Source organism: Azospirillum sp. UENF 211521 (genome assembly GCF_058780535.1).
Genome location: NZ_JBSNCF010000001.1, coordinates 2,163,051 through 2,185,283, shown reverse-complemented (window position 1 = coordinate 2,185,283; position 22,233 = coordinate 2,163,051). Strand labels below are relative to the sequence as shown.

Here is a 22,233-nt window from a genome sequence, read left to right as displayed (position 1 = left end):
GGAGGGTTAGGGTGGGGGCAAGCGCCCTCAGTCATGCGAATGACCGTGGGAATGGGAGTGCCCATGAGAATGGGAATGGCTGTGGGAATGCGAATGACCGTGATCGTGGTCGTGGTCATGCCCATGGTCATGGCCGTGCCCGTGCGAGTGGCCATGCCCTTGCCCCGAGTAGGCTCCGCCCTCCGGCGCGAAGGGCGCGTGGATGGCGGCGACGCTGGCCCCCAGCCCCTTCAGCATGTCCTCGATCACATGGTCGCGGCGCAGGCGGATGGTCTCGCCGACGATCTGCACCGGCAGGTGGCGGTTGCCGAGGTGCCAAGCAATGCGGGCGAAGCCCTCCGTCCCGCCGCCACAGCGCACCTCCATCAGCTCTTCGTCGGCGGCGACCACGCGCAGGTAGGCGCCGTCGCCCAGTTCCAGCCCGTCGCCATGGTCGAGCGCGACCGCGCGCGGCAGGTCCAGCAGGAAGTCCGCCCCCGCATCGTCCGTCATCACCATGCGCCGCCGATGGCGGTCATCGAAGGCGAGGGTCACCGTGCCGGCCTCGCGCTCGGCCGGCCAATGGCCGCGGGCGTGGACTCGGGTGGCGCGGCGGAGCGTGTCGGTCATGGAGAAAGCCGTTCGAAAGGTGTGGGCCGGCCGAAGAAACGTCCCGCGAGCGCGCCGACCGGTTCCGCCGCTCCCGTGGTGAAGAAACGAAGGGCGCCCGCCGCTTCACCCGCGGCCGGGGCGTATTCGGGGTGGCGCTCCAGGTAGTTGTCCAGCGACCGGGCGACCAGACTGGGCTGGCACAGCACCTCCACCCCCGGCGGCAACGCCTCCGCGAACAGATGCGCCACCAGCGGGTAATGGGTGCAGCCGAGCACCGCCGCGTCCAGCGGCTGGCCGCCGAGCTGTTCCAGCAGCGCCCGCACACAGCCGCGCACCGCCGGAGCCAGTTCCGCGTCCCCCGCCCCGCGCTCGATCAGCGGGACGAGGTCCGGGCAGGCCTGCTGCACCACCCGCACGTCGGGCGCCCGCTTGCCGATCTCGCGCGGGAAGGAGCCCGACGCGACGGTGGCCGGGGTGGCGAAGACGCCGACCGTCCGCGGCTCCGGACGCCAGTCGGCGGCAGGCCCGTCCTGCATCCAGGGCACGCGGGTGATCGCTTCGACCATCGGCACCAGGACGCCCAGCACGTTGCGGCCCGGATGGGCCACCGGCAGCCACGTCTGCTGCATCCGCCGCAGGGCCACCGCCGCCGCCGTGTTGCAGGCCAGGACGACCAGCCCGCAGCCCTGGGCGAACAGCCGCTCCACCCCCTGGACCGTCAGGCGGTAGATGTCCTCTTCGCTGCGCGGACCATAGGGAGCGGCGGCATGGTCGCCGAGATAGACGAAGGGACGCCCGGGAGCGGCGGCCACCAGCGCGCGCAGCACCGTCAAACCGCCATGCCCGGAATCGAAGACACCAATCACGAACCCGTCACCCTCTGCCTCGAATTCCCTCTCCCGCCCCGGGAGAGGGAGGGACCCACCGCGAAGCGGTGGGAGGGTGAGGGTGCCGCCAAGGATCAGCGCCCTGATCCTCGAACGACCCTCACCCGCCCGCTTCGCGGGCACCCTCTCCCGGGTCGGGAGAGGGAAATGTTCCATTCTCGCCTCAGAACAGGAAGTACCGCTGCGCCATGGGCAGCACGTCCGCCGGCTCGCAGGTCAGGAGCTGGCCGTCGGCGCGCACCTCGTAGGTTTCCGGATCGACCTCGATGTGGGGTGTGGAATCGTTGTGGATCATCTGCTTCTTGCCGATGGCCCGCACCCCCGTCACCGCGACCAGCTCGCGCCGCAGGCCGAGCGAGCGCAGCGCCTCATTCTCCAGCGACAGCTTGCTGACGAAGGTCAGGGAACTGGCCTGCATCGCACGGCCATAGGCGCCGAACATCGGGCGGTAATGCACCGGTTGCGGCGTCGGGATGGAGGCGTTGGGGTCGCCCATCAGCGCCGCTGCGATGGTCCCGGCCTTCAGCACCATGTCCGGCTTCACGCCGAAGAAGGCCGGCGACCAGACGACCAGATCGGCCAGCTTGCCGACCTCGACCGAGCCGACGACATGGGCGATGCCGTGCGACAGAGCCGGGTTGATCGTGTATTTGGCGACGTAGCGCTTGACGCGGAAATTGTCGTTCTCGCCCGGCTCCTCGGCCAGACGCCCGCGCTGGACCTTCATCTTGTGCGCGGTCTGCCAGGTGCGGATGATCACCTCGCCGACCCGGCCCATGGCCTGGCTGTCCGAACTCAGCATCGAGAAGACGCCGAGGTCGTGCAGGATGTCCTCAGCCGCGATGGTCTCGCGCCGGATGCGGCTCTCGGCGAAGGCCACGTCCTCCGGGATGCGGGGCGACAGGTGGTGGCAGACCATGAGCATGTCGAGATGCTCGTCCACCGTGTTGACCGTAAAGGGCCGCGTCGGGTTGGTGGAGCTGGGCAGCACGTTGGGCAGGCCAGCCACCTTGATGATGTCCGGCGCGTGGCCGCCGCCCGCGCCCTCGGTGTGGAAGGCGTGGATGTTGCGGCCCTTGAAGGCGGCGATGGTGTTCTCCACGAAGCCCGACTCGTTCAGCGTGTCGGTGTGGATCGCCACCTGGATGTCCGTCTCCTCCGCCACCGTCAGGCAGGTGTCGATGGCCGCCGGGGTGGTGCCCCAGTCCTCGTGCAGCTTCATGCCGCAGGCGCCGGCGGCGATCTGCTCCAGCAGCGCGTCGGGACGGCTGGCGTTGCCCTTGCCGAAGAAGCCGAGGTTGATTGGCAGCCCCTCGGCCGCCTGGAGCATCCGGGCCATGTGCCACGGCCCCGGCGTGCAGGTGGTGGCCGACGTGCCGGCCGCCGGGCCGGTGCCGCCGCCCAGCATGGTGGTGACGCCGCTGTTCAGCGCCTCGTCGACCTGCTGCGGGCAGATGAAGTGGATGTGGGCGTCGATGCCCCCGGCGGTGACGATCTTGCCCTCACCGGCGATGACCTCGGTCCCCGGCCCGACGACGATGGTCACGCCCGGCTGGACGTCCGGGTTGCCGGCCTTGCCGATGCCGGCGATGCGCCCGCCGATGATGCCGATGTCGGCCTTGACGATGCCCCAGTGGTCGATGATCAGCGCGTTGGTGATGACGGTGTCCACGGCGCCGCCCTGGCGCGAGGTCTGGGCCTGCCCCATGCCGTCGCGGATCACCTTGCCGCCGCCGAACTTGACCTCCTCGCCGTAGACGGTGTGGTCCTTCTCGACCTCCACGATCAGGTCGGTGTCGGCCAGCCGGACACGGTCGCCGACGGTGGGACCGTAGAGAGCCGCGTATTCGGCCCGGTCGATGCGATGCGCCATTGTCTGATGCCCTCCGCTGGCGCCTTTTACAGGCTGCCGTTGACCTTGCCGTTGAAGCCGATGACCACGCGGTTGCCGGCGTAGGCGACCAGCCGCACGCGCCGCGTCTGCCCCGGCTCGAAGCGCACCGCCGTCCCGGCGGGGATGTCCAGCCGGAAGCCGCGCGCCTTTTCGCGGTCGAAGGTCAGCGCCCCGTTCGTCTCGGCGAAGTGGTAGTGCGAGCCGACCTGGATCGGGCGGTCGCCGGCGTTGGCGACGTCCAGCTCGACCGTGTCGCGGCCGGCGTTGAGTTCGATCTCGCCCGCGGCGGGGATGATTTCACCGGGTTTCATCGGGGCTCCCCTTAGCGAATCGGCTGGTGGACGGTGACGAGCTTGGTGCCGTCGGGGAAGGTGGCCTCGACCTGGATCTCGTGGATCATCTCCGGGATGCCGTCCATCACCTGATCGCGGGTGATCACCGTCGCGCCGTCGCGCATCAGCTCGGCCACGGTGCGCCCGTCGCGCGCGCCCTCCACCACATAGTCGGTGATGAGGGCCACCGCCTCGGGATGGTTCAGCTTCACGCCACGCTCCAGCCGGCGGCGCGCCACCATGGCGGCCATGGCCACGAGAAGCTTGTCCTTCTCGCGCGGTGTCAGGTTCATGGGGCTGTCTCTCCGCCTTCCCATTGGGTTGGCGGGATTATGCCACGTCGCTGCGGTGCGCCAATCCCGTTTTGACGGATGCGCTGCGCTTTCGCGCCGGTCAGACCTCCCACAGCCGCGGCAAGCGCGTCGGCAGGCCGGCCGCCGCCGCGCGCAGGTGCGACCACAGCGCCGCGTAGGCGTTGCGCACCGACCGCGCCTCGCCGCCCAGGATGCGGACGACCAGCAGCCCGTCGAAGGCCGTGGCACCGACCCGCACGCCCTCCAGCCCCTCCGCCGCCGCGCGCAGGGCGTCCCGCCGGCTTCCGGCGTCGGGAGCGGCGAACAGAAGGGTGGCGCAGGCCCCGGCCCCGCCGAAGCCCGCCGGGTGGGCCAGCGTCTCGGCGAGGTCGCCGTCCATGTGCAGGGCGTCGGCCCAGGCGAGGCGGCCGTCGCGCACCAACTCCCAGGCGTCGCGGACGAGGCCGCGGGTGACCGTCTCGCCGAACGCGGCGCGCCCGAAGACCAGCATCTCCCCGGCGATCAGACGGGCGTCGCCCTCCAGCTCCAGCCGGGTCAGGCGGCGCAGGCGGGAGCCCTCGAAGACGATGGCCTCCTGCGGCATCCATTCCAGCCAGCCGCCGGCCTCCACGGTCACGCGGGTGTCGATGCGGCAGTCCGGCCCGGCGGAGCGGTAGACCTTCTCCGCCGCCTGCGTCGTCACAAGCGCCGCCGCCCCCGGCCCCGCCGACAGGGCGACGTCCAGCCGGTCGCCGCCGACCAGCCCGCCCGACGTGGTGACCAGCACCGCGATGGGCAGGTCCCCCGCCCGCGGATCGGGCAGCAGCACCCGCAGCGGGTCGTGGTGGTAGAGCGTGGCGAGGCGCGTGGCCCCATGGCGATGCTCGAACCGCACCGTCGCCGCGCCGTGCACGGCGACCTTCTTCATCAACGCGTCAGCCACCAGCGGAACCCATCCTTGCTTTTACGTCTTCGACCGCCAGAAGCACGCGCTCCGGCGTCGCGGGCGCGTCGAGGCGCACGGGCAGCCGGTGGCCGGCCACCGCCGCGACAGCGTCCTTCAGCGCCAGCCACGCCGAGATGCCGAGCATCAGCGGCGGCTCCCCGATCGCCTTGGAGCGGAACACCGTGTCCTCCCGGTTGGGGCGGTCGGTGTAGAGCGCCACCCGGAAATCCTCCGGCAGCGAGCGCGAGGTCGGGATCTTGTAGGTGCTGGGCGCGTGGGTGCGCAAGCGTCCCTCACCGTCCCACCACAGCTCCTCCGACGTGACCCAGCCCAGCCCCTGGACGAAGGCACCCTCCACCTGCCCGAGGTCGATGGCCGGGTTGATGCTGCCGGAACAGTCGTGCAGCACGTCGGCGCGGGGGAAGCGGTACTCGCCGGTCAGCGTGTCGATCAGCGCCTCGGTCACCGCGACGCCGCAGGAGAAGTAGAAGAAGGGCCGCCCCTCGCACTTCTCGCGGTCCCACCAGATCTTGGGCGTGGCGTAATGGCCGGTGGAGGACAGCGACACCCGGTTCAGCCAGGCGAGCTTCGCCACCTCCGCGAAGCTCAGAGCGTGGTTGCCGGCGAAGACGGCGTTGTCGCGGAACTCCACCTTGTCCGGCGTGGTGTGGCAGTGCTGGGCGAGGAACGCCACCAGCCGGTCGCGGATGGTCCCCACGGCGATGCGCACCGCCATGCCGTTCAGGTCGGTGCCGGCCGACGCCGCGGTGGGCGGGGCGTTCGGCACCTTGTCAGTGGCGCTGGCGGTGACCCGCACCCGCTCCACGTCGATCTGGAACTCCTGGGCGGCGATCTGGGCCATCTTGGTGTGGATGCCCTGCCCCATCTCGGTCCCGCCGTGGTTCACCTGGACGGAGCCGTCGGTGTAGACATGGACCAGCGCCGCCGCCTGGTTCAGGTGCTTGACGGTGAAGGAGATGCCGAACTTCACCGGGGTCACCGCCAGACCCTTCTTCAGCACCGGGCTGCGAGCGTTGAAGGCGTCGATCTCCGCGCGGCGGCGGCGGTAGTCGCCGTCCCGCTCGATCCGGTCCATCAGTTCGGCCAGGATCTCCGGCTCCTCGACCGGCATCCCGTAATGGGTGGTGTCACGCCCCGGCCCGCCGTAGAGGTTGGTGCGCCGCACGTCGAGCGGGTCCTTGCCGAGGGAGCGGGCGATCTCGTCCACCACATGCTCGATGGCGATGACGCCCTGCGGCCCGCCGAAGCCGCGGAAGGCGGTGTTGGACACCGTGTTGGTCTTGCAGCGATGCCCGGTCACCCGCGCCGCCGGCAGATAGTAGGCGTTGTCGGCGTGGAACATGGCGCGGTCGACCACACCGTTGGACAGGTCCAGCGACACGCCGCAGCGCCCGGCGAGGTCCATCTCCATACCAAGGATGCGCCCCTCGCCGTCGAAGCCGACGTCGTAGCGCACGAAGAAGTCGTGGCGCTTGCCGGTCATCAGCATGTCGTCGTCGCGGTCCAGGCGGAACTTCACCGGACGCTTCGTCGCGTCGGCCAGCAGGCCGGCGATGGCGGCAATCTGCGCCGGCTGGCTCTCCTTGCCGCCGAAGCCGCCACCCATGCGCCGGCACTCCACGGCGATGCCGTGCATCGGCCGCCCAAGCACCTGGGCGACGGCGTGCTGGACCTCCGACGGGTGCTGGGTCGAGGAATGGACCAGCAGGTCGCCGTCCTCCTTGGGGATGGCGTAGGCGATGTGGCCTTCCAGGTAGAAATGGTCCTGACCGCCGACCTCCAGCGTGCCGGTCAGCCGGTGCGGCGCTCCGGCGACTTCCGCCGCCGCGTCGCCGCGCCGGAAGGTCAGCGGCGGGGAGACGACGCTGCCCTTCTCCAGCGCCGCTTCGGCCGTCAGCACCGCCGGCAGGTCCTCGTAATAGATCTCGACCAGCCGGGCGGCGGCGCGGGCCTGCAACAGCGTTTCCGCCGCCACGGCGACCACCGCCTGCCCGGCGTAGGTCACCAGATCGTCGGCCAGGATCGGGTCGCCGCGCTGGACGGCGCCGATGTCGCCATCCCCCGGAACGTCGGCGTAGGTGAGGACCGCGTGGACGCCCGGCGCCTGCTTCGCCCGCGACAGGTCCATGCCCAGGATGCGCGCGTGCGCCCGCTCCGACAGCCGCACCGCGACGTGCAGCGTGCCGGGCAGTTCCGGGATGTCGTCGGTGTAGGCCGCGGCACCCGTCACATGCTTGCGGGCGCTTTCATGCTCGATGCCCCGGTGGACGCCGCCGCGGATCGGTTGGATGGTGCCGCCGTCAGCCATGCACGGCCTCCAGGAAGGGCATCTCGGCCCCGGTCGTGTGAAGAAGGAAGCGCATCAGCAGGTTCTTCGCCACCAGCGCCCGGTAGCGGTCGCCGGCCCGCATGTCGGTCATCGGGCGGAAGTCCTGGTCGAGCGCCGGCAGGGCCGCCGCCGCAGCGTCCGCCGTCCAGGGCTGCCCGGCCAGCGCCGCCTCCAGCGCCGGGGCGCGGGCCGGGGTCGCCGCCATGCCGCCGTAGCCGGCGCGCAGCTCCGCCACCCGCCCCTCCCCATCCAGCGTCAGCAGGAAGGCGGCGCAGACGGCGGAGATGTCCTGGTCCCGCCGCTTGGACACCTTCCAGGTGGCGAAGCGCTGCCCGTCGCGCGGCAGGGGGATGCGGATGCGCTCGACGAACTCGCCCGGCTTCAGGTCGTTCTGGCGGTAGCCGTGGTAGAAGCCGTCCAGCGGCAGCTCCCGCCGCACCCCGCCCCGGTTCAGCACCAGCGAGGCGCCCAGCGCCAGCAGGGCCGGCATGCTGTCCCCGATGGGCGAGCCGTTGGCGATGTTGCCGCCCAGCGTGCCGGAATTGCGCACCTGCGCCGCGCCGATGCGGGTGACCAGCGCGGCCAGCTCGGGCAGGCGGCGCTCCAGGACCGGCAGCAGGTCGGTGTAGGTCACCGCCGCGCCGATCTCCAGCGCGTCGGCCCCCTCGTCGATCCGATGAAGCTCCCGCACCTGGGCGAGGTGGATCAGCGTGGGCAGGCTGCGCCCCTGCTTGGTCACCCACAGCCCGACGTCGGTCGCCCCGGCGACCAGCGTGGCGTTCGGGTGCGCGGCGAACAGGGCGGCCAGCTCATCGACGCCCCGCGGCGCGTGGAAGCTGGCGGCGCCGTGGGTCACGGTCAGCGCCCCGTCGCGCTGGATGGAGCGCAGCACCGTGGCGATGCCCTCCTCCGCCCGGTCGAAGCGGTCGTCGCTCCGCTCCGCCGCCATGGTCCGGGCGGCGTCGAGGATCGGGCGGTAGCCGGTGCAGCGGCACAGGTTGCCGGCCAGCGCGTCGTGGATCGCCGCATCGGTCAGGCCGCCATCGGCCACACGCCCGTCATGATGGAGCGCGAACAGCGCCATCACGAAACCGGGGGTGCAGAAGCCGCATTGCGAGGCGTGCTTGTCCACCATCGCCGCCTGGACGGGGTGCAGCTCACCGTCCGCGCCGGCCAGATCCTCGACGGTCAGAAGCAGCTTGCCGTCGATCATCGGCAGGAAGAGGATGCAGGCGTTGACGGCGCGGTAACGGACGCGCCCATCCGTAGCAAGATCGCCCAGCACCACCGTGCAGGCGCCGCAATCCCCCTCGGCGCAGCCCTCCTTGGAACCGGGGCGCCCGTTGGCGCGCAGCCAGTTCAGCACCGTGGTGGTGGGATCGGCGTCCCGCACCTCCACCACCCGTCCGCCGAGCACGAAACGCACAGAGCCCGTCATTGTCCCTCCTGTCGGGCGTTTCCGTCATAGTGCCGGAAAGTCTCCGCAGGCCGCAATGGCGGGCCGGCCGTCTAGCCATAAAGGCATGGTTCGGATGGATAAACGGCGCCGAAGGGGGTCAGGCGTCCTCGGGGAAGCAGCCGCTGCGGGCGGCCACGACGGCGACCTGGGTGCGGTTGCGCACGCCCAGCTTCTGCATGATGGCCCGCACATGGACCTTCACGGTCCCTTCCAGCACGCCCAGTTCCCGCGCGATCTCCTTGTTGGAGTGGCCGGCCAGCAGAAGCTGGAACACGTCGCGCTGCCGGTCGGTCAGCCGGTCGAGGATCTGCCCCGAGGGGCGCGCCACCTCCGTCGCGACGTTGCCGGACAGGACGGCGCGCGGCAGCGGCAGAAAGGTCTCCCCGGTCAGCGCCAGGGAGATCGCGTGCTCCAGCACCGCCGTGGAACTGGTCTTCAGGATGTAGCCCCTGGCCCCCAGCCGCACGCTGTCCACGATGTCCGCCACCTCGTCAGACCCGGAAATGACCAGCAGGGGACGATTCCCCAGCACCTCGACCATGCGGCGCACCCCGTCACGGCCGCTGCGGTCGCCCAGGTTGAGATCGAACAGAACCAGCGTCAGGTCCGGCGTGCGGTCGGCGATGGACATCGCCTCGTCCAGCGAGCCAGCCTCCAGCACCTGCGCATCCGGGTGGATCTCCCCCACCGAGAGAGCGAAGCCGTGCCGCACCAGGGGATGGTCGTCCACCACCAAAAACTTTTGCGCCCTGCCGGCCACCGACCGCTCCTTGCCGCGCGTCTGCAGCTGAACTTCCATTGCTTTGCTACCCCATCAAGCCGCCGAATACCGGTTTGGAAAGAAAGACACCCCAAGCCGACCCGACTTTCTGTCCAGCGGAAAAGTATAAAGATACCTCTTTTGGACTTTGCAGAAGCAGCGCCTTTGCGAATTCCTGCCTTTTCGAAGCCATTTATGATTCATTCGTATCGAGCTTCTTCCAAGCATCTTGCGCCGCTCCCTGACCATCCGTATAAATCATCGGGACAACCAGCGTAAAGCACGCTTTTTCGTTACAATAAAGACGGCTTTTTTCCCTTTTCCCAGGCGAAAACGGACAACGATTGGCGTTGTGCGCTGCTCGTCACGGGTGGCGTCACGGAGGAGTGTCGATGAGAACCTGGAACGTCATGCTCGTGGACCATGATCGGCTGTTTTCGGCGGCGCTGGGAACGCTCATCAGCGGCGGCCCGTTCCGCGTCTGTCACCACGCCACGACGGTGGAGGACGCCGAGGCGGCCATCGCGCAGGGCGTGCAGCCCGACCTGATCGTGGTGGCGCTTGGGGATGCGACGAACGACGAGGCCGGCGGGGTGAAGCGGCTGCGCGCCGCCACCAGCGCGCGCATCGCCGTTCTGGCCGACGCCATCGCCGACCGCACGCTGTCGCTGTCGCTGAAGGCCGGCGCCGACGCCTACCTGAACAAGTCGATGTCGAGCGAGTCCCTGCTGCGCGCGTTGCAGTTGGTCATGCTGGGCGAGGTGGTCTACCCGACCCACGTCGCCAGCCTGCTGATCGCCAACGCGAACACCGAACGCCCGCAGCCCGAGCGTGCCCAGCCCACCAACAACGAGCTGTCGAAGCGCGAGATCCAGATTCTGCGCTGCCTGCTCGCCGGACAGTCGAACAAGGCCATCGCGCGCAACCTGCACATCACGGAATCGACCGTGAAGATGCATTTCAAGAACGTGATGCGAAAGATCAACGCCCAGAACCGCACGCAAGCCGCGGTGTGGGCGATCCAGAACGGCCTGTCGCCGCTGGCGTCCGTCTAGAGAGTTCGTCCCCTCTCCCAGCGCAGCGGAGAGGGGACGGTGCATCGTCACTCCGCCGCGTGGCGGTGGCCGCCGTGGCGGCCCTCGGCGAACTCCTCGACCATCTTGCGGCAGAAGGCCGGCAGGTCGTCCGGCTTGCGCGACGTCACCAACCCCTGATCGGTGACCACCTCGCTGTCCTCCCAATTCGCTCCGGCGTTGCCAAGATCGGCTCTCAGCGACGGCCACGAGGTCATGCGCCGTCCCTTCACGCCGCCCGCGTCGATCAGCGTCCAAGGTCCGTGACAAATCGCGGCGATCGGCTTGCCCGACTGGACGAAGCTGCGCACGAATTCGATGGCCTTCGGCTCCAGCCGCAGCGCATCGGGATTGATGACGCCCCCCGGCAGCACCAGCGCGTCGAAGCTTCCGGGGTCCGCCTGGTCAAGCGTCGTGTCCACGTCCACCCGGTCGGCCTTGTCGTGGTGGTTCCAGCCTTGAATCTGGCCGCCCTGAGGGGCGACGATCCGCACCTCGGCGCCTTCGTTGCGCAGCGCCTTCACCGGTTCGGTCAATTCGACCTGCTCGAAGCCGTCGGTCGCCAGAACCGCGACGGTCTTCTTCTCGAGTTTTCCTGCCATGGGATCACCTCCTCGGTTGGCCTGTCCGGTCAGCAACCGGCGTACCTCTGGGGAGTTCCCTCCGGAACCGCCATGCACCTCCCATGTTCCCTTTGACGGACCGCGCGTCACAATCGGGAGCACAGACCCATGCGTTACAGCGGCACTTCGGCGGGCATCCTCGCCGCGTTCGCCATCGCCACGTCCCTGACCCTGGGCGTTCCTCAACCCGCCCAGGCACAACCCTCCCACTCCGCCGAAATGGTGCGGACCGCGGAGGCATCCTACCCCCGGCTCTACCAGGGCTGGCGGGCCGGCGTGATTGTCGGCACCGAGGTCGAGGGGCTGCTTGGCGAGGAGCTTGGGCAGGTGGTCGACCTCGTCGTCGGACCGGACGGACGGCTGGAAAGCGCGGTGATCGAGGCGAGCGGCATGCTCGACGTCGGCGAGGCGCGCTTCACCGTGCCCTGGCACCAGCTCATGCCCGGATCGGTGGACGGCATCCTGGCCTATCCGGTCACCGGCCCCGACACGCTCGACCTGATCCGGCGTCAGCAGCAGGCGGCCAGCCGCCCCGGCGACTGGCGCGTCTCCGCCCTGATCGGCCAGCCGGCCAACACAGCGGGCGGCGCGACGGAGGCCGGCTTCTTCGGCACGGTGGAGGATCTGGTGTTCGACCGCAACGGCGCGCTCAAGGCCGTCGTGGTGACCCCGGAGCCGGACGGTGAAGGCCCCTACGCCGTCGCCTGGAACGCGGCGGCGCTGGAGCCGGGCCTGACCTCGGTCACGCTGCAGGCGACGCCGGACCAGGTGAAGGCGCTCGGCTCCTTCGACGCGGCGCGCATGAAGGAGTTCAACACCGCGCGCCTGAACCAGGGCGCCCAGGCGCGCCAGGAATAACCCCCGCGCGAAAACGCGCTTATCGGGCCGCCGGGCGGGCCACGCCGCCGACCGCCGGGCGGCTGGCCGCGGCGGCGGAGCGGCCGTAGCGGGCGACCGTCAGGCCGTCCATGTCGATCTCCGTCTGGCGACCGCCGACCACGTCGGCGACCACCCGGCCCGAGCCGGCGGCCATCGTCCAGCCCAGCGTGCCATGGCCGGTGTTCAGGAACAGGTTGCGCACCGGGGTCGAGCCGACGATGGGGGTGCCGTCCGGCGTGTTGGGCCGCAGGCCGGTCCAGAACTCCGCCTTCGACAGGTCGCCGCCCGTCGGGAAGAGGTCGCTCACCACATGGTCGAGCGGGCCGCGGCGGCCCGGACGCAGGGTCAGGTCGAAGCCGGTCAGTTCCGCCGTTCCGCCGACGCGGATGCGGTCGCCGAGGCGGGTCACCGCGATCTTGTGGGTCTCGTCCATCACCGTGGATTCCGGAGCGCCCGCCGGATCGACGATGGGCAGCGTCAGCGAATAGCCCTTCACCGGATAGACCGGCAGGTCCAGCCCGAACGGCTTCACCAGTGTCGGGGAGTAGCTGCCCATGGCGACGACGTAGGAATCGGCGGTCAGCGTGCCGGCGTCGGTCACCACGCCGGTGACGCGGCGCCCATCGCTTTCCAGCTTGCGGATGGCGGTGTTGTAGCGGAACTCCACCCCCATCTCCGTCGCCAGCGCGGCCAGCGCGTTGGTGAAGCGGAAGCAGTCACCCGTCTCGTCACCCGGCAGCAGCAGGCCGCCGACGATCTTGTCCTTGACCAGCCGCAGCGCCGGCTCGACCGCCGCGCAGCCCTCGACGTCCAGCAGGCTGTAGGGCACCTTGAAGCGGTCCAGCACGGCCATATCGGTCGCGGCGGCGTCCACCTGCTTTTGGGTGCGGAAAAGCTGGAGCGTGCCCTTGGCGCGCTCGTCGTAGCGGATGCCCGTCTCGTCGCGCAACGCGCGCAGGCAGTCGCGGCTGTATTCGGCCAGCCGGACCATGCGGCCCTTGTTGATCTCGTAGGAACGCTCGTTGGCGTTGGCCAGCAGCTTCAGGCACCAGGACCACATGGCCGGGTCGAGCTTCGGCCGGATCACCAGCGGGGAATGCTTCATCAGCATCCACTTCACGGCCTTCGCCATCAGGCCCGGCGCCGCCCAGGGGGCGGAGTAACCCGGCGACACCTCGCCCGCGTTGGCGTAGCTGGTCTCCAGCGCCGGGCCGGGCTGCCGATCCACCACCGTGACCTCGTGCCCGGCCTTCGCCAGGAAATACGCGGTGGAAACGCCGATGACGCCGCTGCCGAGGACGATGACGCGCATGTGAAGGCTCCCGAGATCACGGATTTGTTCGCATCCCATTCGCAAACGCGATGCCAAGTGCCGGAATCCGCGGAAACACTGGGGTGGACGGTTGGGCGCCAGACGGCATCTGTACATTAATCGTTACACGGTAGCCGGAAAGCGCTTCCCGTACCCCTGACAAACAGAGCCAGAACAGCGACTTGCCATCACCGTATAAAAAACGTTACGGTGTACACATATGTTTACGGATGCACCCATTGTTGGTACACTCATCCCTCCACCGGGGAGAGCCATGCGCATCGACGTCCTGTTTACCGACCGGGTCGGCATCGCCCACGAAATCCTGGCCGTTCTCGCCAAGCGGCGCCTGAACGTCGTGGCGGTCGAGGTGGACCCGCCGCACATCCACATCGACGCGCCGGAACTGGACGTGCCGGGCTTCGGCGCGCTCGACGCGGCGTTGCGCGCCGTCCTTGGCGTGGAGTCCGTCACCCCCATCGACATCCTGCCCGGCACGCGGCGGCGGTTGCATCTGGACGCCCTGCTGGCCGCCCTGCCCGACCCGGTTCTGGCGGTGGACCGCGCGGGCCGCATCGTCGTGGCGAACGCTGCCGCGGCGACGGTCGCCGGGCGCAGCGAGGCCGACCTGACCGGCGCCGATTTCGGGCGGCTGTTCGGCGATGCCGAGTTGTCCGACCTGCTGGTGGACAACGGCTTCCGCCTCGCCGCCGGGCAGGAGGTCACGCTGAACGGCCAGCCCTTCCTGCTCGACGTCACCCCCATCGTGGAGGACGGGCGCGCCGCCGGCGGCGTCGTCACCCTCTTCGCACCGAGCCGGTTGGGCGAGCGGCTGAACGCGCTGCAGAACTTCGACGAGGGCGGCTTCGACCGCATCCTCGGCGAGTCCGCTCCGGTCCGCTCGCTGAAAGCGCGGGCGGCGCGGGTCGCGGCGGTGGACGCGCCGCTGCTGATCCTGGGCGAGACAGGCACCGGCAAAGAGTTGATCGCCCACGCCTGCCACCGCGCCAGCCCGCGCCGCGACAAGCCCTTCCTGGCGCTGAACTGCGCCGCCGTGCCGGAAAGTCTGGCGGAGAGCGAGTTGTTCGGCTACGCCCCCGGCTCCTTCACCGGGGCGCAGCGCGGCGGCAAGCCCGGCCTGCTGGAACTGGCTCATGGCGGCACCGTCTTCCTCGACGAGATCGGGGAAATGTCGCCTTACCTCCAGGCCAAGCTGCTGCGCTTCCTGAACGACGGGCGCTTCCGCCGCGTCGGCGGCGACCGCGAGCAGACGGTGGACGTGCGCGTGGTCAGCGCCACCCACCGCGACCTCGACGCCATGGTCGCCGAGCACAGCTTCCGCGAGGACCTGTTCTACCGGCTGAACGTGCTGTCGCTCCAGGTCCCGGCGCTGCGCGAGCGCGGCGACGACATCCTTCTGCTCGCCCGGCACTTCATCGCCCGCGCCTGCGCCCAGGCCCGCCGGCCGCCCTGCCGGCTGACCGTGGCGGCCAGCGCCGCCCTGCTCGCCAACCCCTGGCCGGGCAACGTCCGCCAGTTGGAAAACGTCATCTTCCGCGCCGTGACGATGAGCGACGGCGCCTATCTCGACGCCGCCGACCTGGAGCTGGCCGGGGCGCGCATGGAGGCCGAAACCGGGGCCGAGCCCGCCGAGCCGTCCAGCTGGGACGAGGCGGCGGCGGCGTTCGAGCGCGGCCTGCTCCGTCGCCTCTACCCGCGCTACCCATCCAGCCGCAAGCTGGCCGCCCGGCTCCACACCTCGCACACGATGATCGCGAACAAGCTGCGCAAGTATGGGATTCCGGACGGGACCTGAAATCCGCGCGCTAGATGCGCGAGCGTTCCGCCTTGCTGTAGTTGCTGAAATGGCCCTCCGCGGCGGCGGCGCCGCGGGCGGTCTTGAGGAACTTGTCGGCCTTGGTGTCGGGCGCGATGCGCGCCACCTTCCGCTCCAGCGCCGCCGAGCCGCAGGACGCGCAGACGGGGGTGTCCGACGAGCGCACCAGCGCTTCGAAGTCGTGGTCGCAGGTGGTGCAGCGGTAGGAGTAGAGCGGCATGGGAGTCCTCACACGGGTCGGGAACCAAGCGCACCCATCCTATCACGTAATTTTCTTATGGGTATAGCGCAGTGCAGCAACCCCACCCCGCCGCAGCGATCTGCGCTAGGATCGCTCAGCGATAAATATGGAGGAACGGGTGATCTACGCCTTCAACGACAAGGTCCCGCAATTGTCGCCCGCCTGCTGGGTGGCTCCCAACGCCACGGTCGTCGGCGACATCCTGCTGGAGGAGGACGTGTCCGTCTGGTGGGGTGCGGTCATGCGCGCCGAGGAGGAGCGCATCCACATCGAGGCCGGCAGCAATGTCCAGGACAACGCCGTCCTCCACGTCGATCCCGGCTTCCCGCTGCTCATCGGCAGGAACGTGACCATCGGCCATCTGGCGATGGTGCATGGCTGCACCGTCGGCGACGGCAGCCTGATCGGCATCGGCGCCACGGTGCTCAACGGTGCCCGCATCGGCCGCGACTGCCTGATCGGCGCTCACGCCTTCATCGCCGAGGGCAAGGAGATCCCCGACCGCTCGCTGGTGCTCGGCGCGCCGGGCAAGGTGGTGCGCACGCTGTCGGACGAGGATGTTGAGCGCATGCGCGCGCCCGCCGCCGTCTACCAGCAGCGGTGGAAGAGCTACGCCAAGGGGCTGCGCCCGATCTCCGCCCCCGGCACCGTTCCAGGCCAGCCCTGACGCGCCACCGCGTGGGGCGCCCTCAGGCTCCGGCGCCCCTGATGAAGAAGTACAGGGTCAGCCCCACGCCGATCGACACCACCACCCATTTCATCACGTCGCGGCTGACCCGCTTCGCCGCGTGGGCGCCGGCATAGCCGCCGGCGATGGCCGACACGGCCATGACGGCGGTTTCCGGCCAGGACACCGCGTCGGACAGGCAGAAGGCCGCCACCGCCGCGCCGTTCATCAGCGCGGCCAGCAGGATGCGCAACCCGTTCATGGCGTGAATGTCGCGCAGGCCGAACAGGGTCAACGCCGCCAGCATCAGGAAGCCGATCCCGCCGCCGAAATAGCCGCCGTAGACGGCGATCACGAACTGCACGACCAGAACGGAGCGACCGCTCAGCCGCAGCCGGGCGGCCAGCGTCGGCATGAAGCTGCCGACCGCGAAGACCGCGGTGGCGAACAGAAGCAGCCAGGGCACCAGCCCGGCGAAGGCGCGGTCCGGCGTGGTCAGCAGAAGGATCGCCCCGACCACCCCGCCGACGAGGCTGACCACGGAGAAGGCGGTGACGCTGACCTCCGTCACGCCGCGGATCTCCTTGCGGTAGGCCCAGGCGCTGGCCATCTGGCCGGGGAACAGGGCGACGGTGCTCGACACGTTGGCGCTGACCGGCGGCACCCCGGCGAACAGCAGCGCCGGGAAGGTGATGAAGGCCCCGCCACCGGCGACCGCGTTGAGAACACCCGACGCGAACGCCGCGACCATCAGCAGCACCATGGCAAGCATCGCATCCCCACCCTCAGCCAACTCACGTATTTGGCATACCAGCTATCGTTGTGTGGACCCTGACAAACGCCATAGGAGGCGGGTGAACGCCGTGGGTGCAGCCGCGCGGCTCAGCGACCCACCCTCATAAAAAAATGCGATTCCGCTGATTGTTTGTCACATTAGCCATTGACGCTCCATGGCATTTGGTATACCAAATACCCATCGCCTGCCACTGCCCGATGCCCAGGTGCCGCCGACGGCCTTCGACCGGCCCGACGCGGCCCCACCGGTCAAGCTCCGGTCCCCCGCGGGGGTCTCCGTGCAGGGCGCGCTTACGCAACCCGCTGTCTGGTGGAGGGCTCGCCATGAAAGTCGCCGACATTCTTCGGACCAAGGAATCCCGCGTCGTCACCGTGCGTTCCGGCGAAACCATCGAGGAGGCGATCCGGCTGATGAAGTCGGAGAACATCAGCGCCCTGGTGGTCAAGGACGTCTGCCGGACCGAGGGCAACGCCGTCGCCGGCATGCTGTCGGAGCGCGACGTGGTCTATGCGCTGCTGGAGCGCGGCGCCTCCGTTCTGAAGACGCCGGTCTTCATGCTGATGTCGCGCGCGCCGCAGACCTGCTCGCCCGACGACAGCGTCGTCCACGCGCTGGAGCTGATGGACCGCCATCACATCCGCCATCTGCCGGTGCTCGACGGCGCCACGCTGGTCGGCGTGGTCAGCGCCCGTGACTTCACCAAGCTTCAGCTCACCGAGATGATCGCCCACACCCAGCCGCCGGCCCAGGAATCCCCGGTCTACGCCCACTGAGGCGGCCCGGCGAAAGCGCACAGGCCCCAGCCAGAAGGCCCGCCGTCCCATCGGACGGCGGGCCTTTCGTCATGGCCGCAAACCGTCAGTCGCCAACGCCCTCGTCGGCCCCCTCGGCCCAGCGCAGCAGCAGCGCCATGGCCTCCGGAGGCTCGGGGCGGATCATCGGCACGCTGCCCAGGATCACTTGGCCGGCCCCGCCGTCCACGGTGATGATCTCACCCGCCCGGACGGTCAGGTCGCCCACGGTCATCACGCCGGCCGCCGGATCGACGCGCAGCATGCGCGCTCCGGTGACGCAGGGCAGCCCCATGGCGCGGGCGACGGTGGCGGCGTGGCTGGTCGCGCCGCCGCGGGCGGTCACCACCGCGCAGGCCACCTGCATGCCGTGCACGTCGTGGGGCGAGGTTTCCGGACGGCAGAGCACCACCGCCACGCCCTCCGCCGCCAGCCGCACCGCATCGTCCGAGGTGAAGACCGCGACGCCGGTCGCCGCCCCGGAGGAGGCCGGCAAACCGCAGGCGATCACCTCGCGGGGGGCGTCGGGATCGGCGATGGGACGCAGGCTGTCGGCCAGCGCCGGCAGGTCGGCGCGCCGCACCGCCTCGGCCCGCGAGATGATGCCGGCCTGCGCCATCTCGGTGGCGATCCGCACCCCCGCCTCCGGCGTCCGCTTGCCGGCGCGCGACTGAAGGATGAACAGGCGGCCCTGCTGGACGGTGAACTCGATCTCCTGCAGGTCGCCGAAATGGCGCTCCAGCCGGTCGGCGATGCGGCCCAACTCGGCAAAGGCCGCGGGGGCGACCGCCTCAAGCGAGGCATCAGCGCCGGCCAGCGGGCCGGGCGTACGCAGGCCGGACACGATGTCCTCGCCCTGGGCGTCGGCCAGGAACTCGCCGCACAGCACGGCTTCGCCGGTGGACGGGTCGCGGCTGTGGGCGACGCCGGTGCCGGAGGCGCCGCCGCGGTTGCCGAACACCATCGCCTGCACCGTCGCCGCGGTGCCCCAGTCGTCGGGAATGCCGTGCACCGCCCGGAACGCCACGGCGCGGGCGTTGCTCCAGGAGCGGAAGATGGCCCCGATGGCGGCGAAGAGCTGGGTCCGCGCGTCCTGCGGGAAGGGCTCCCCCGCCTCGCGCTCGATCACGTCGCGGTAGGCGCCGGCCACGGCGCGCCAGTCGGCGGCGTCCAGGTCGGCGTCGCGGGTCATGCCGCGCGTCTCCTTGTAGGCCTCCAGCGCCGCGTCGAAGACGTGGGCGCCAACCCCCTGCACCACCGTGCCGTAGGTCTGGATCAGTCGACGGTAGCAGTCGTAGGCGAAGCGGGCGTCGCCGCTGCGCGCCGCCAGCCCCGTCACCGTCGCGTCGGTCAGGCCGAGATTCAGGATGGTGTCCATCATGCCGGGCATCGAGGCCCGCGCGCCGGAGCGGACCGACACCAGCAGCGGGCTCTCCGACCCGCCGAAGCGCCCCCCCGCCACGGCTTCCAGCCGGGCCAGCGCCTCCTCGACCTGGGCGGCCAGTCCGGCGGGGAACCCGCCCTGCCCGGCGCGGTGCCGGCGGCTGGCTTCCGCCACGATGGTGAAGCCCGGCGGCACCGGCACGCCCAGCCGCGCCATCTCGGCCAGCCCGGCGCCCTTGCCGCCCAGCTCGGCCAGCATGCCGCCGTGCCCCTCCGCACCGCCATCGCCGAAGGCGTAGACCCACCGCGGTCCATTGGCCGCCTGTCCATTGGCCGCCGGCAGCGCCGCGTGCCCGGCAACCACGGCGGCACCGACGGCGATGGGGCCGCTGATGTCGGTGGAGCCTTGGATCATGGACTGGTGGAACATGGACCTATCCTCGCGTCGGCGTGGTGTTCAGGCACCCTGTGGACATGAACGGAAAATTTCTCCGGTCAAATCGATATCTTATTTCCTCATAATGCCACTTTGCGAACTGAGTGCAATGCACAAATAGTCGCATTTGCGACGATAACGCTTCGGCGTCGAAAAAAGGCACGGGAAATTCCGCATAGCGGAATTTTAGGCGAATTGCTGACCAGAAATGCGCGACGCCGAGCCCGGAATGCCCGGGCGCACAGCCCAAGCGCTCAGCCCAGCCGCGCCTGCTCCAGCGGGACCTGGGTCAGGGGATAGCCAAGCCCGTCCGGGATGCTCAGCACCGGACCGTCCGGAGTGTCGGCGGGACGCGGCAGGATGGCGGTCAGGGGGTGGAAACGCGCGGCCTCCTCCATCGCGTGGCGCACCGTGCGGCAATCGGCCAGACGCAGAAGGGTCATGCGGGTGGCGAAGACCAGCGACAGCCGCTCGGCCGCCGCCTCGGCCAGGATGGCCCGCGGCGTGCCCCAGAATCCGGCGACCGCCTCCACCCCGTCGACGACGGCGGTCTGGCGCGGCGGCGCCTTGGCGAGGAAGAACAGGGTGTCGTAACGCCGCCACACGCTCTCCGGCGTGACCCAGCGGGCGAAGGGCACCAGCGCCGCCACGTCCGGCTCCAACCCCGCCGCCAGCAGCCGGTCCAGGAAGGTCCCGCCCGACGCATTGCGCAGCCCGTCGAGGACGGCAGAATCCACCGTGCCGCCGGCCATCAGCAGCCCGCACTCCTCGAACGCCTCGCGGATCGCGGCCATCCGCTGCGGCATGTCGTCGGTCAGCGGCAGCGACAGCTCCCGCCAGGGAAGCGCGCTGTCCTCCGCGTCCAGCCGCCCGCCGGGAAACACCGTGGCGCCGGGCGCAAAGCGAAGGTCGCGGTGGCGCTGGATCATGAAGACCTCCAGCCCGTCCACGCTGTCGCGCAGAAGGATCAGGCCGGCGGCGGAAAGCGGCTCGACAGGCGTGTTCATGGCATCGTCCTGGCTGATCGCGGGCGTTCAGTGTCCGCCCAGGGCTCACCCCCGGTCAAACCAACCGTGTGACTTCCCGCTATGTGGAAAAGCCATAGCGGCGGTTTGACCCCCGCCCCACCCCGGTCGCAGCATCGCCCCAAGCACCACCCAGTCATCGTCAAGTCATCGCCCTCTCAGGAGGCCCGCGCCATGCAGCGCAACCGCAGCACCAAGATCGTCGCCACTCTGGGGCCGGCCAGCTCGACCTACAGCCAGATTTTCGCCCTCGCCGAGGCCGGCGTGGATGTCTTCCGCCTGAACGCCAGCCACGGCACGCAGCGCGACCACGCCGAGCGCTACCGCCAGATCCGAGCGGTCGAGGAGACGGTCGGGCGCCCCATCGGCGTGCTTCTCGATCTTCAGGGTCCGAAGCTGCGCGTCGGCACCTTCAAGGAGGTGGCGGTGATCCTGGCCGGCGGCGACCGCTTCCGCCTCGACCTCGACCCCACCCCCGGCGACCGCAGCCGCGTCTGCGTTCCCCATCCGGAGATCTTCGCCAGCCTGGAGCCGGGCCACGAGCTTCTGCTGAACGACGGGCGCATGCGCCTGCGCGTGCTGAGCTGCGGCCCCGACCACGCGGAGACCGAGGTCATGGTCGGCGGCACCCTGTCCGACCGCAAGGGCATGAACGTCCCCGGCACCACGCTGGCCCTCAGCGCCCTGTCGGAGAAGGACCGCAGCGACCTGCAGTTCGGCCTGACGCTGGGCGTGGACTGGATTGGCCTCAGCTTCGTGCAGCGGCCGGAGGACATCCTGGAGGCGCGCGCCCTGATCGGCGACCGCGCCCACATCATGACCAAGGTGGAGAAGCCCGCCGCCCTGCCTCGGCTGGAGGAGATCATCGCGCTGTCGGACGCGGTGATGGTCGCCCGCGGCGACCTCGGCGTGGAGCTGCCGCCGGAGGACGTGCCCGGCCTGCAGAAGCGGATGATCCGCCTAAGCCGCGCCGCCGGCAAGCCGGTGATCGTCGCCACCCAGATGCTGGAATCCATGATCACCGAGCCGACGCCGACGCGCGCCGAGGCGTCGGACGTGGCGACCGCCGTCTATGACGGGTCGGACGCCGTGATGCTGTCGGCGGAATCCGCTTCGGGCAAGCATCCGGTGGAGGCCGTGGCGATGATGGACCGCATCATCCGCCGGGTGGAGCGCGATCCCCTCTACCGCCGCATCATGGACTCTGAGCATCCGAGCCCGGAGGCGACCACCCCGGACGCCCTGTCCGCCGCGGCGCGCCAGATCGCCGAGACCATCTCGGCCGCCGGCATCGCCACCTTCACCAGCACCGGCTCCACCGCGCGGCGCGCCTCGCGCGAGCGTCCGACCGTGCCGATCCTCGGCCTCAGCGCCGAACGCGGGACCGCCCGCCTGCTGTCGCTGGCCTGGGGTGTCCATCCGGTGTGGACCGCCGACGTGGCGAATTTCGCGGAGATGGTCGAGCGGGCGAGCCTCGTCGCCGCCCAGGAGGGCATCGGCGCCCCCGGCCAGTCGCTGATCGTGACGGCGGGTGTCCCCTTCGGAACGCCCGGCACCACCAACAGCCTGCGCGTGGTCACGATCACCGCGAACGGTCTGAACAGCGTGACGACCGCGAAGCTCCACGAGCCGGTCTGACGCTCGTGTCCGCACCCCTC

Annotated in this window: 21 protein-coding genes; 6 read left to right on the top strand and 15 right to left on the bottom strand. The window is 70.1% G+C overall.

Annotated features, from left to right (window positions below; translation table 11 throughout):
- Nucleotides 1-27: 27 nt before the first annotated feature.
- The 9 genes from ACWPN5_RS10195 to ACWPN5_RS10155 all read right to left on the bottom strand — a co-directional run bounded on the left by ACWPN5_RS10195 (nucleotide 28) and on the right by ACWPN5_RS10155 (nucleotide 9,551).
- Complete coding sequence (locus tag ACWPN5_RS10195) at nucleotides 28-609, bottom strand: urease accessory protein UreE (RefSeq protein WP_492295350.1); 582 nt, start codon at nucleotides 607-609, stop codon at nucleotides 28-30.
- Entirely contained in the window at nucleotides 606-1,457 is an 852-nt protein-coding gene (murI, locus tag ACWPN5_RS10190) for a glutamate racemase (RefSeq protein WP_145690118.1), read from the bottom strand. Before murI ends, ACWPN5_RS10195 begins: the two co-directional genes overlap by 4 nt.
- 184 nt (nucleotides 1,458-1,641) lie before the next feature.
- Nucleotides 1,642-3,351 carry an urease subunit alpha gene (ureC, locus tag ACWPN5_RS10185; RefSeq protein WP_492295349.1) on the bottom strand — a complete coding sequence of 570 codons (1,710 nt, stop codon included), beginning with the start codon at nucleotides 3,349-3,351 and terminating at the stop codon, nucleotides 1,642-1,644.
- 26 nt (nucleotides 3,352-3,377) lie between these two features.
- On the bottom strand, nucleotides 3,378-3,683 hold the full coding sequence (locus ACWPN5_RS10180; RefSeq protein ID WP_035673497.1) for an urease subunit beta: 306 nt from the start codon (nucleotides 3,681-3,683) through the stop codon (nucleotides 3,378-3,380).
- Between the two features lie 11 nt (nucleotides 3,684-3,694).
- Nucleotides 3,695-3,997, bottom strand: a complete 303-nt coding sequence (locus ACWPN5_RS10175) for an urease subunit gamma (protein ID WP_014240308.1) — start codon at nucleotides 3,995-3,997, stop codon at nucleotides 3,695-3,697.
- A gap of 100 nt (nucleotides 3,998-4,097) precedes the next feature.
- On the bottom strand, nucleotides 4,098-4,940 hold the full coding sequence (locus tag ACWPN5_RS10170; RefSeq protein WP_492295348.1) for an urease accessory protein UreD: 843 nt from the start codon (nucleotides 4,938-4,940) through the stop codon (nucleotides 4,098-4,100).
- Nucleotides 4,933-7,272 carry a xanthine dehydrogenase molybdopterin binding subunit gene (gene xdhB, locus ACWPN5_RS10165; protein ID WP_492295347.1) on the bottom strand — a complete coding sequence of 780 codons (2,340 nt, stop codon included), beginning with the start codon at nucleotides 7,270-7,272 and terminating at the stop codon, nucleotides 4,933-4,935. The genes ACWPN5_RS10170 and xdhB overlap by 8 nt, the downstream gene beginning before the upstream one ends.
- On the bottom strand, nucleotides 7,265-8,731 hold the full coding sequence (gene xdhA / locus ACWPN5_RS10160) for a xanthine dehydrogenase small subunit (protein ID WP_492295346.1): 1,467 nt from the start codon (nucleotides 8,729-8,731) through the stop codon (nucleotides 7,265-7,267). Before xdhA ends, xdhB begins: the two co-directional genes overlap by 8 nt.
- A 118-nt stretch (nucleotides 8,732-8,849) precedes the next feature.
- On the bottom strand, nucleotides 8,850-9,551 hold the full coding sequence (locus ACWPN5_RS10155; RefSeq protein WP_145690122.1) for a LuxR C-terminal-related transcriptional regulator: 702 nt from the start codon (nucleotides 9,549-9,551) through the stop codon (nucleotides 8,850-8,852).
- 353 nt (nucleotides 9,552-9,904) lie between these two features.
- Between ACWPN5_RS10155 and ACWPN5_RS10150 the strand changes: the two genes are divergently transcribed.
- Nucleotides 9,905-10,567 (top strand): LuxR C-terminal-related transcriptional regulator, encoded by a 663-nt coding sequence (locus tag ACWPN5_RS10150; RefSeq protein ID WP_145679601.1) that lies wholly within the window; start codon nucleotides 9,905-9,907, stop codon nucleotides 10,565-10,567.
- Nucleotides 10,568-10,614: 47 nt separating this feature from the next.
- On the opposite strand, the gene ACWPN5_RS10145 is transcribed toward ACWPN5_RS10150, so the two are convergent.
- Nucleotides 10,615-11,187 carry a type 1 glutamine amidotransferase domain-containing protein gene (locus tag ACWPN5_RS10145; RefSeq protein WP_492295345.1) on the bottom strand — a complete coding sequence of 191 codons (573 nt, stop codon included), beginning with the start codon at nucleotides 11,185-11,187 and terminating at the stop codon, nucleotides 10,615-10,617.
- A gap of 129 nt (nucleotides 11,188-11,316) precedes the next feature.
- Between ACWPN5_RS10145 and ACWPN5_RS10140 the strand changes: the two genes are divergently transcribed.
- Nucleotides 11,317-12,066, top strand: coding sequence for a hypothetical protein (locus tag ACWPN5_RS10140; RefSeq protein ID WP_492295344.1), 750 nt, complete (start codon nucleotides 11,317-11,319; stop codon nucleotides 12,064-12,066).
- Between the two features lie 19 nt (nucleotides 12,067-12,085).
- Here the strand turns inward: ACWPN5_RS10140 and ACWPN5_RS10135 are convergent, their stop codons facing one another.
- Nucleotides 12,086-13,438: a D-amino acid dehydrogenase gene (locus ACWPN5_RS10135; protein WP_492295343.1), complete on the bottom strand. Its 1,353-nt coding sequence runs from the start codon at nucleotides 13,436-13,438 to the stop codon at nucleotides 12,086-12,088.
- Nucleotides 13,439-13,673: 235 nt separating this feature from the next.
- On the opposite strand from ACWPN5_RS10135, the gene ACWPN5_RS10130 reads away from it, so the two are divergent.
- The gene (locus ACWPN5_RS10130) at nucleotides 13,674-15,215 is read left to right on the top strand and encodes a sigma-54-dependent transcriptional regulator (RefSeq protein ID WP_145690126.1); all 1,542 of its coding nucleotides are present in this window, start codon (nucleotides 13,674-13,676) and stop codon (nucleotides 15,213-15,215) included.
- A gap of 10 nt (nucleotides 15,216-15,225) precedes the next feature.
- On the opposite strand, the gene ACWPN5_RS10125 is transcribed toward ACWPN5_RS10130, so the two are convergent.
- A complete protein-coding gene (locus ACWPN5_RS10125) occupies nucleotides 15,226-15,456 on the bottom strand; it encodes an FmdB family zinc ribbon protein (RefSeq protein WP_200478789.1) in 231 nt (76 codons plus the stop codon).
- A 139-nt stretch (nucleotides 15,457-15,595) separates the two neighbouring features.
- Here ACWPN5_RS10125 and ACWPN5_RS10120 point away from each other — a divergent pair, with 139 nt between their 5' ends.
- A complete protein-coding gene (locus ACWPN5_RS10120; protein WP_492295342.1) occupies nucleotides 15,596-16,144 on the top strand; it encodes a gamma carbonic anhydrase family protein in 549 nt (182 codons plus the stop codon).
- A 22-nt stretch (nucleotides 16,145-16,166) separates the two neighbouring features.
- On the opposite strand, the gene ACWPN5_RS10115 is transcribed toward ACWPN5_RS10120, so the two are convergent.
- Nucleotides 16,167-16,916 carry a sulfite exporter TauE/SafE family protein gene (locus ACWPN5_RS10115; RefSeq protein ID WP_145690128.1) on the bottom strand — a complete coding sequence of 250 codons (750 nt, stop codon included), beginning with the start codon at nucleotides 16,914-16,916 and terminating at the stop codon, nucleotides 16,167-16,169.
- 347 nt (nucleotides 16,917-17,263) lie between these two features.
- Here ACWPN5_RS10115 and ACWPN5_RS10110 point away from each other — a divergent pair, with 347 nt between their 5' ends.
- The gene (locus ACWPN5_RS10110; RefSeq protein WP_145690129.1) at nucleotides 17,264-17,713 is read left to right on the top strand and encodes a CBS domain-containing protein; all 450 of its coding nucleotides are present in this window, start codon (nucleotides 17,264-17,266) and stop codon (nucleotides 17,711-17,713) included.
- Between the two features lie 85 nt (nucleotides 17,714-17,798).
- Here ACWPN5_RS10110 and ACWPN5_RS10105 read toward each other — a convergent pair whose 3' ends face one another.
- Together ACWPN5_RS10105 and ACWPN5_RS10100 are read right to left on the bottom strand one after the other, a co-directional pair.
- Nucleotides 17,799-19,544, bottom strand: a complete 1,746-nt coding sequence (locus ACWPN5_RS10105; RefSeq protein WP_492295341.1) for a PEP/pyruvate-binding domain-containing protein — start codon at nucleotides 19,542-19,544, stop codon at nucleotides 17,799-17,801.
- Between the two features lie 260 nt (nucleotides 19,545-19,804).
- Complete coding sequence (locus ACWPN5_RS10100) at nucleotides 19,805-20,557, bottom strand: NUDIX hydrolase (RefSeq protein WP_200478792.1); 753 nt, start codon at nucleotides 20,555-20,557, stop codon at nucleotides 19,805-19,807.
- 192 nt (nucleotides 20,558-20,749) lie between these two features.
- Between ACWPN5_RS10100 and pyk the strand changes: the two genes are divergently transcribed.
- Entirely contained in the window at nucleotides 20,750-22,213 is a 1,464-nt protein-coding gene (pyk, locus tag ACWPN5_RS10095; protein WP_038528090.1) for a pyruvate kinase, read from the top strand.
- Nucleotides 22,214-22,233 lie beyond the last annotated feature (20 nt).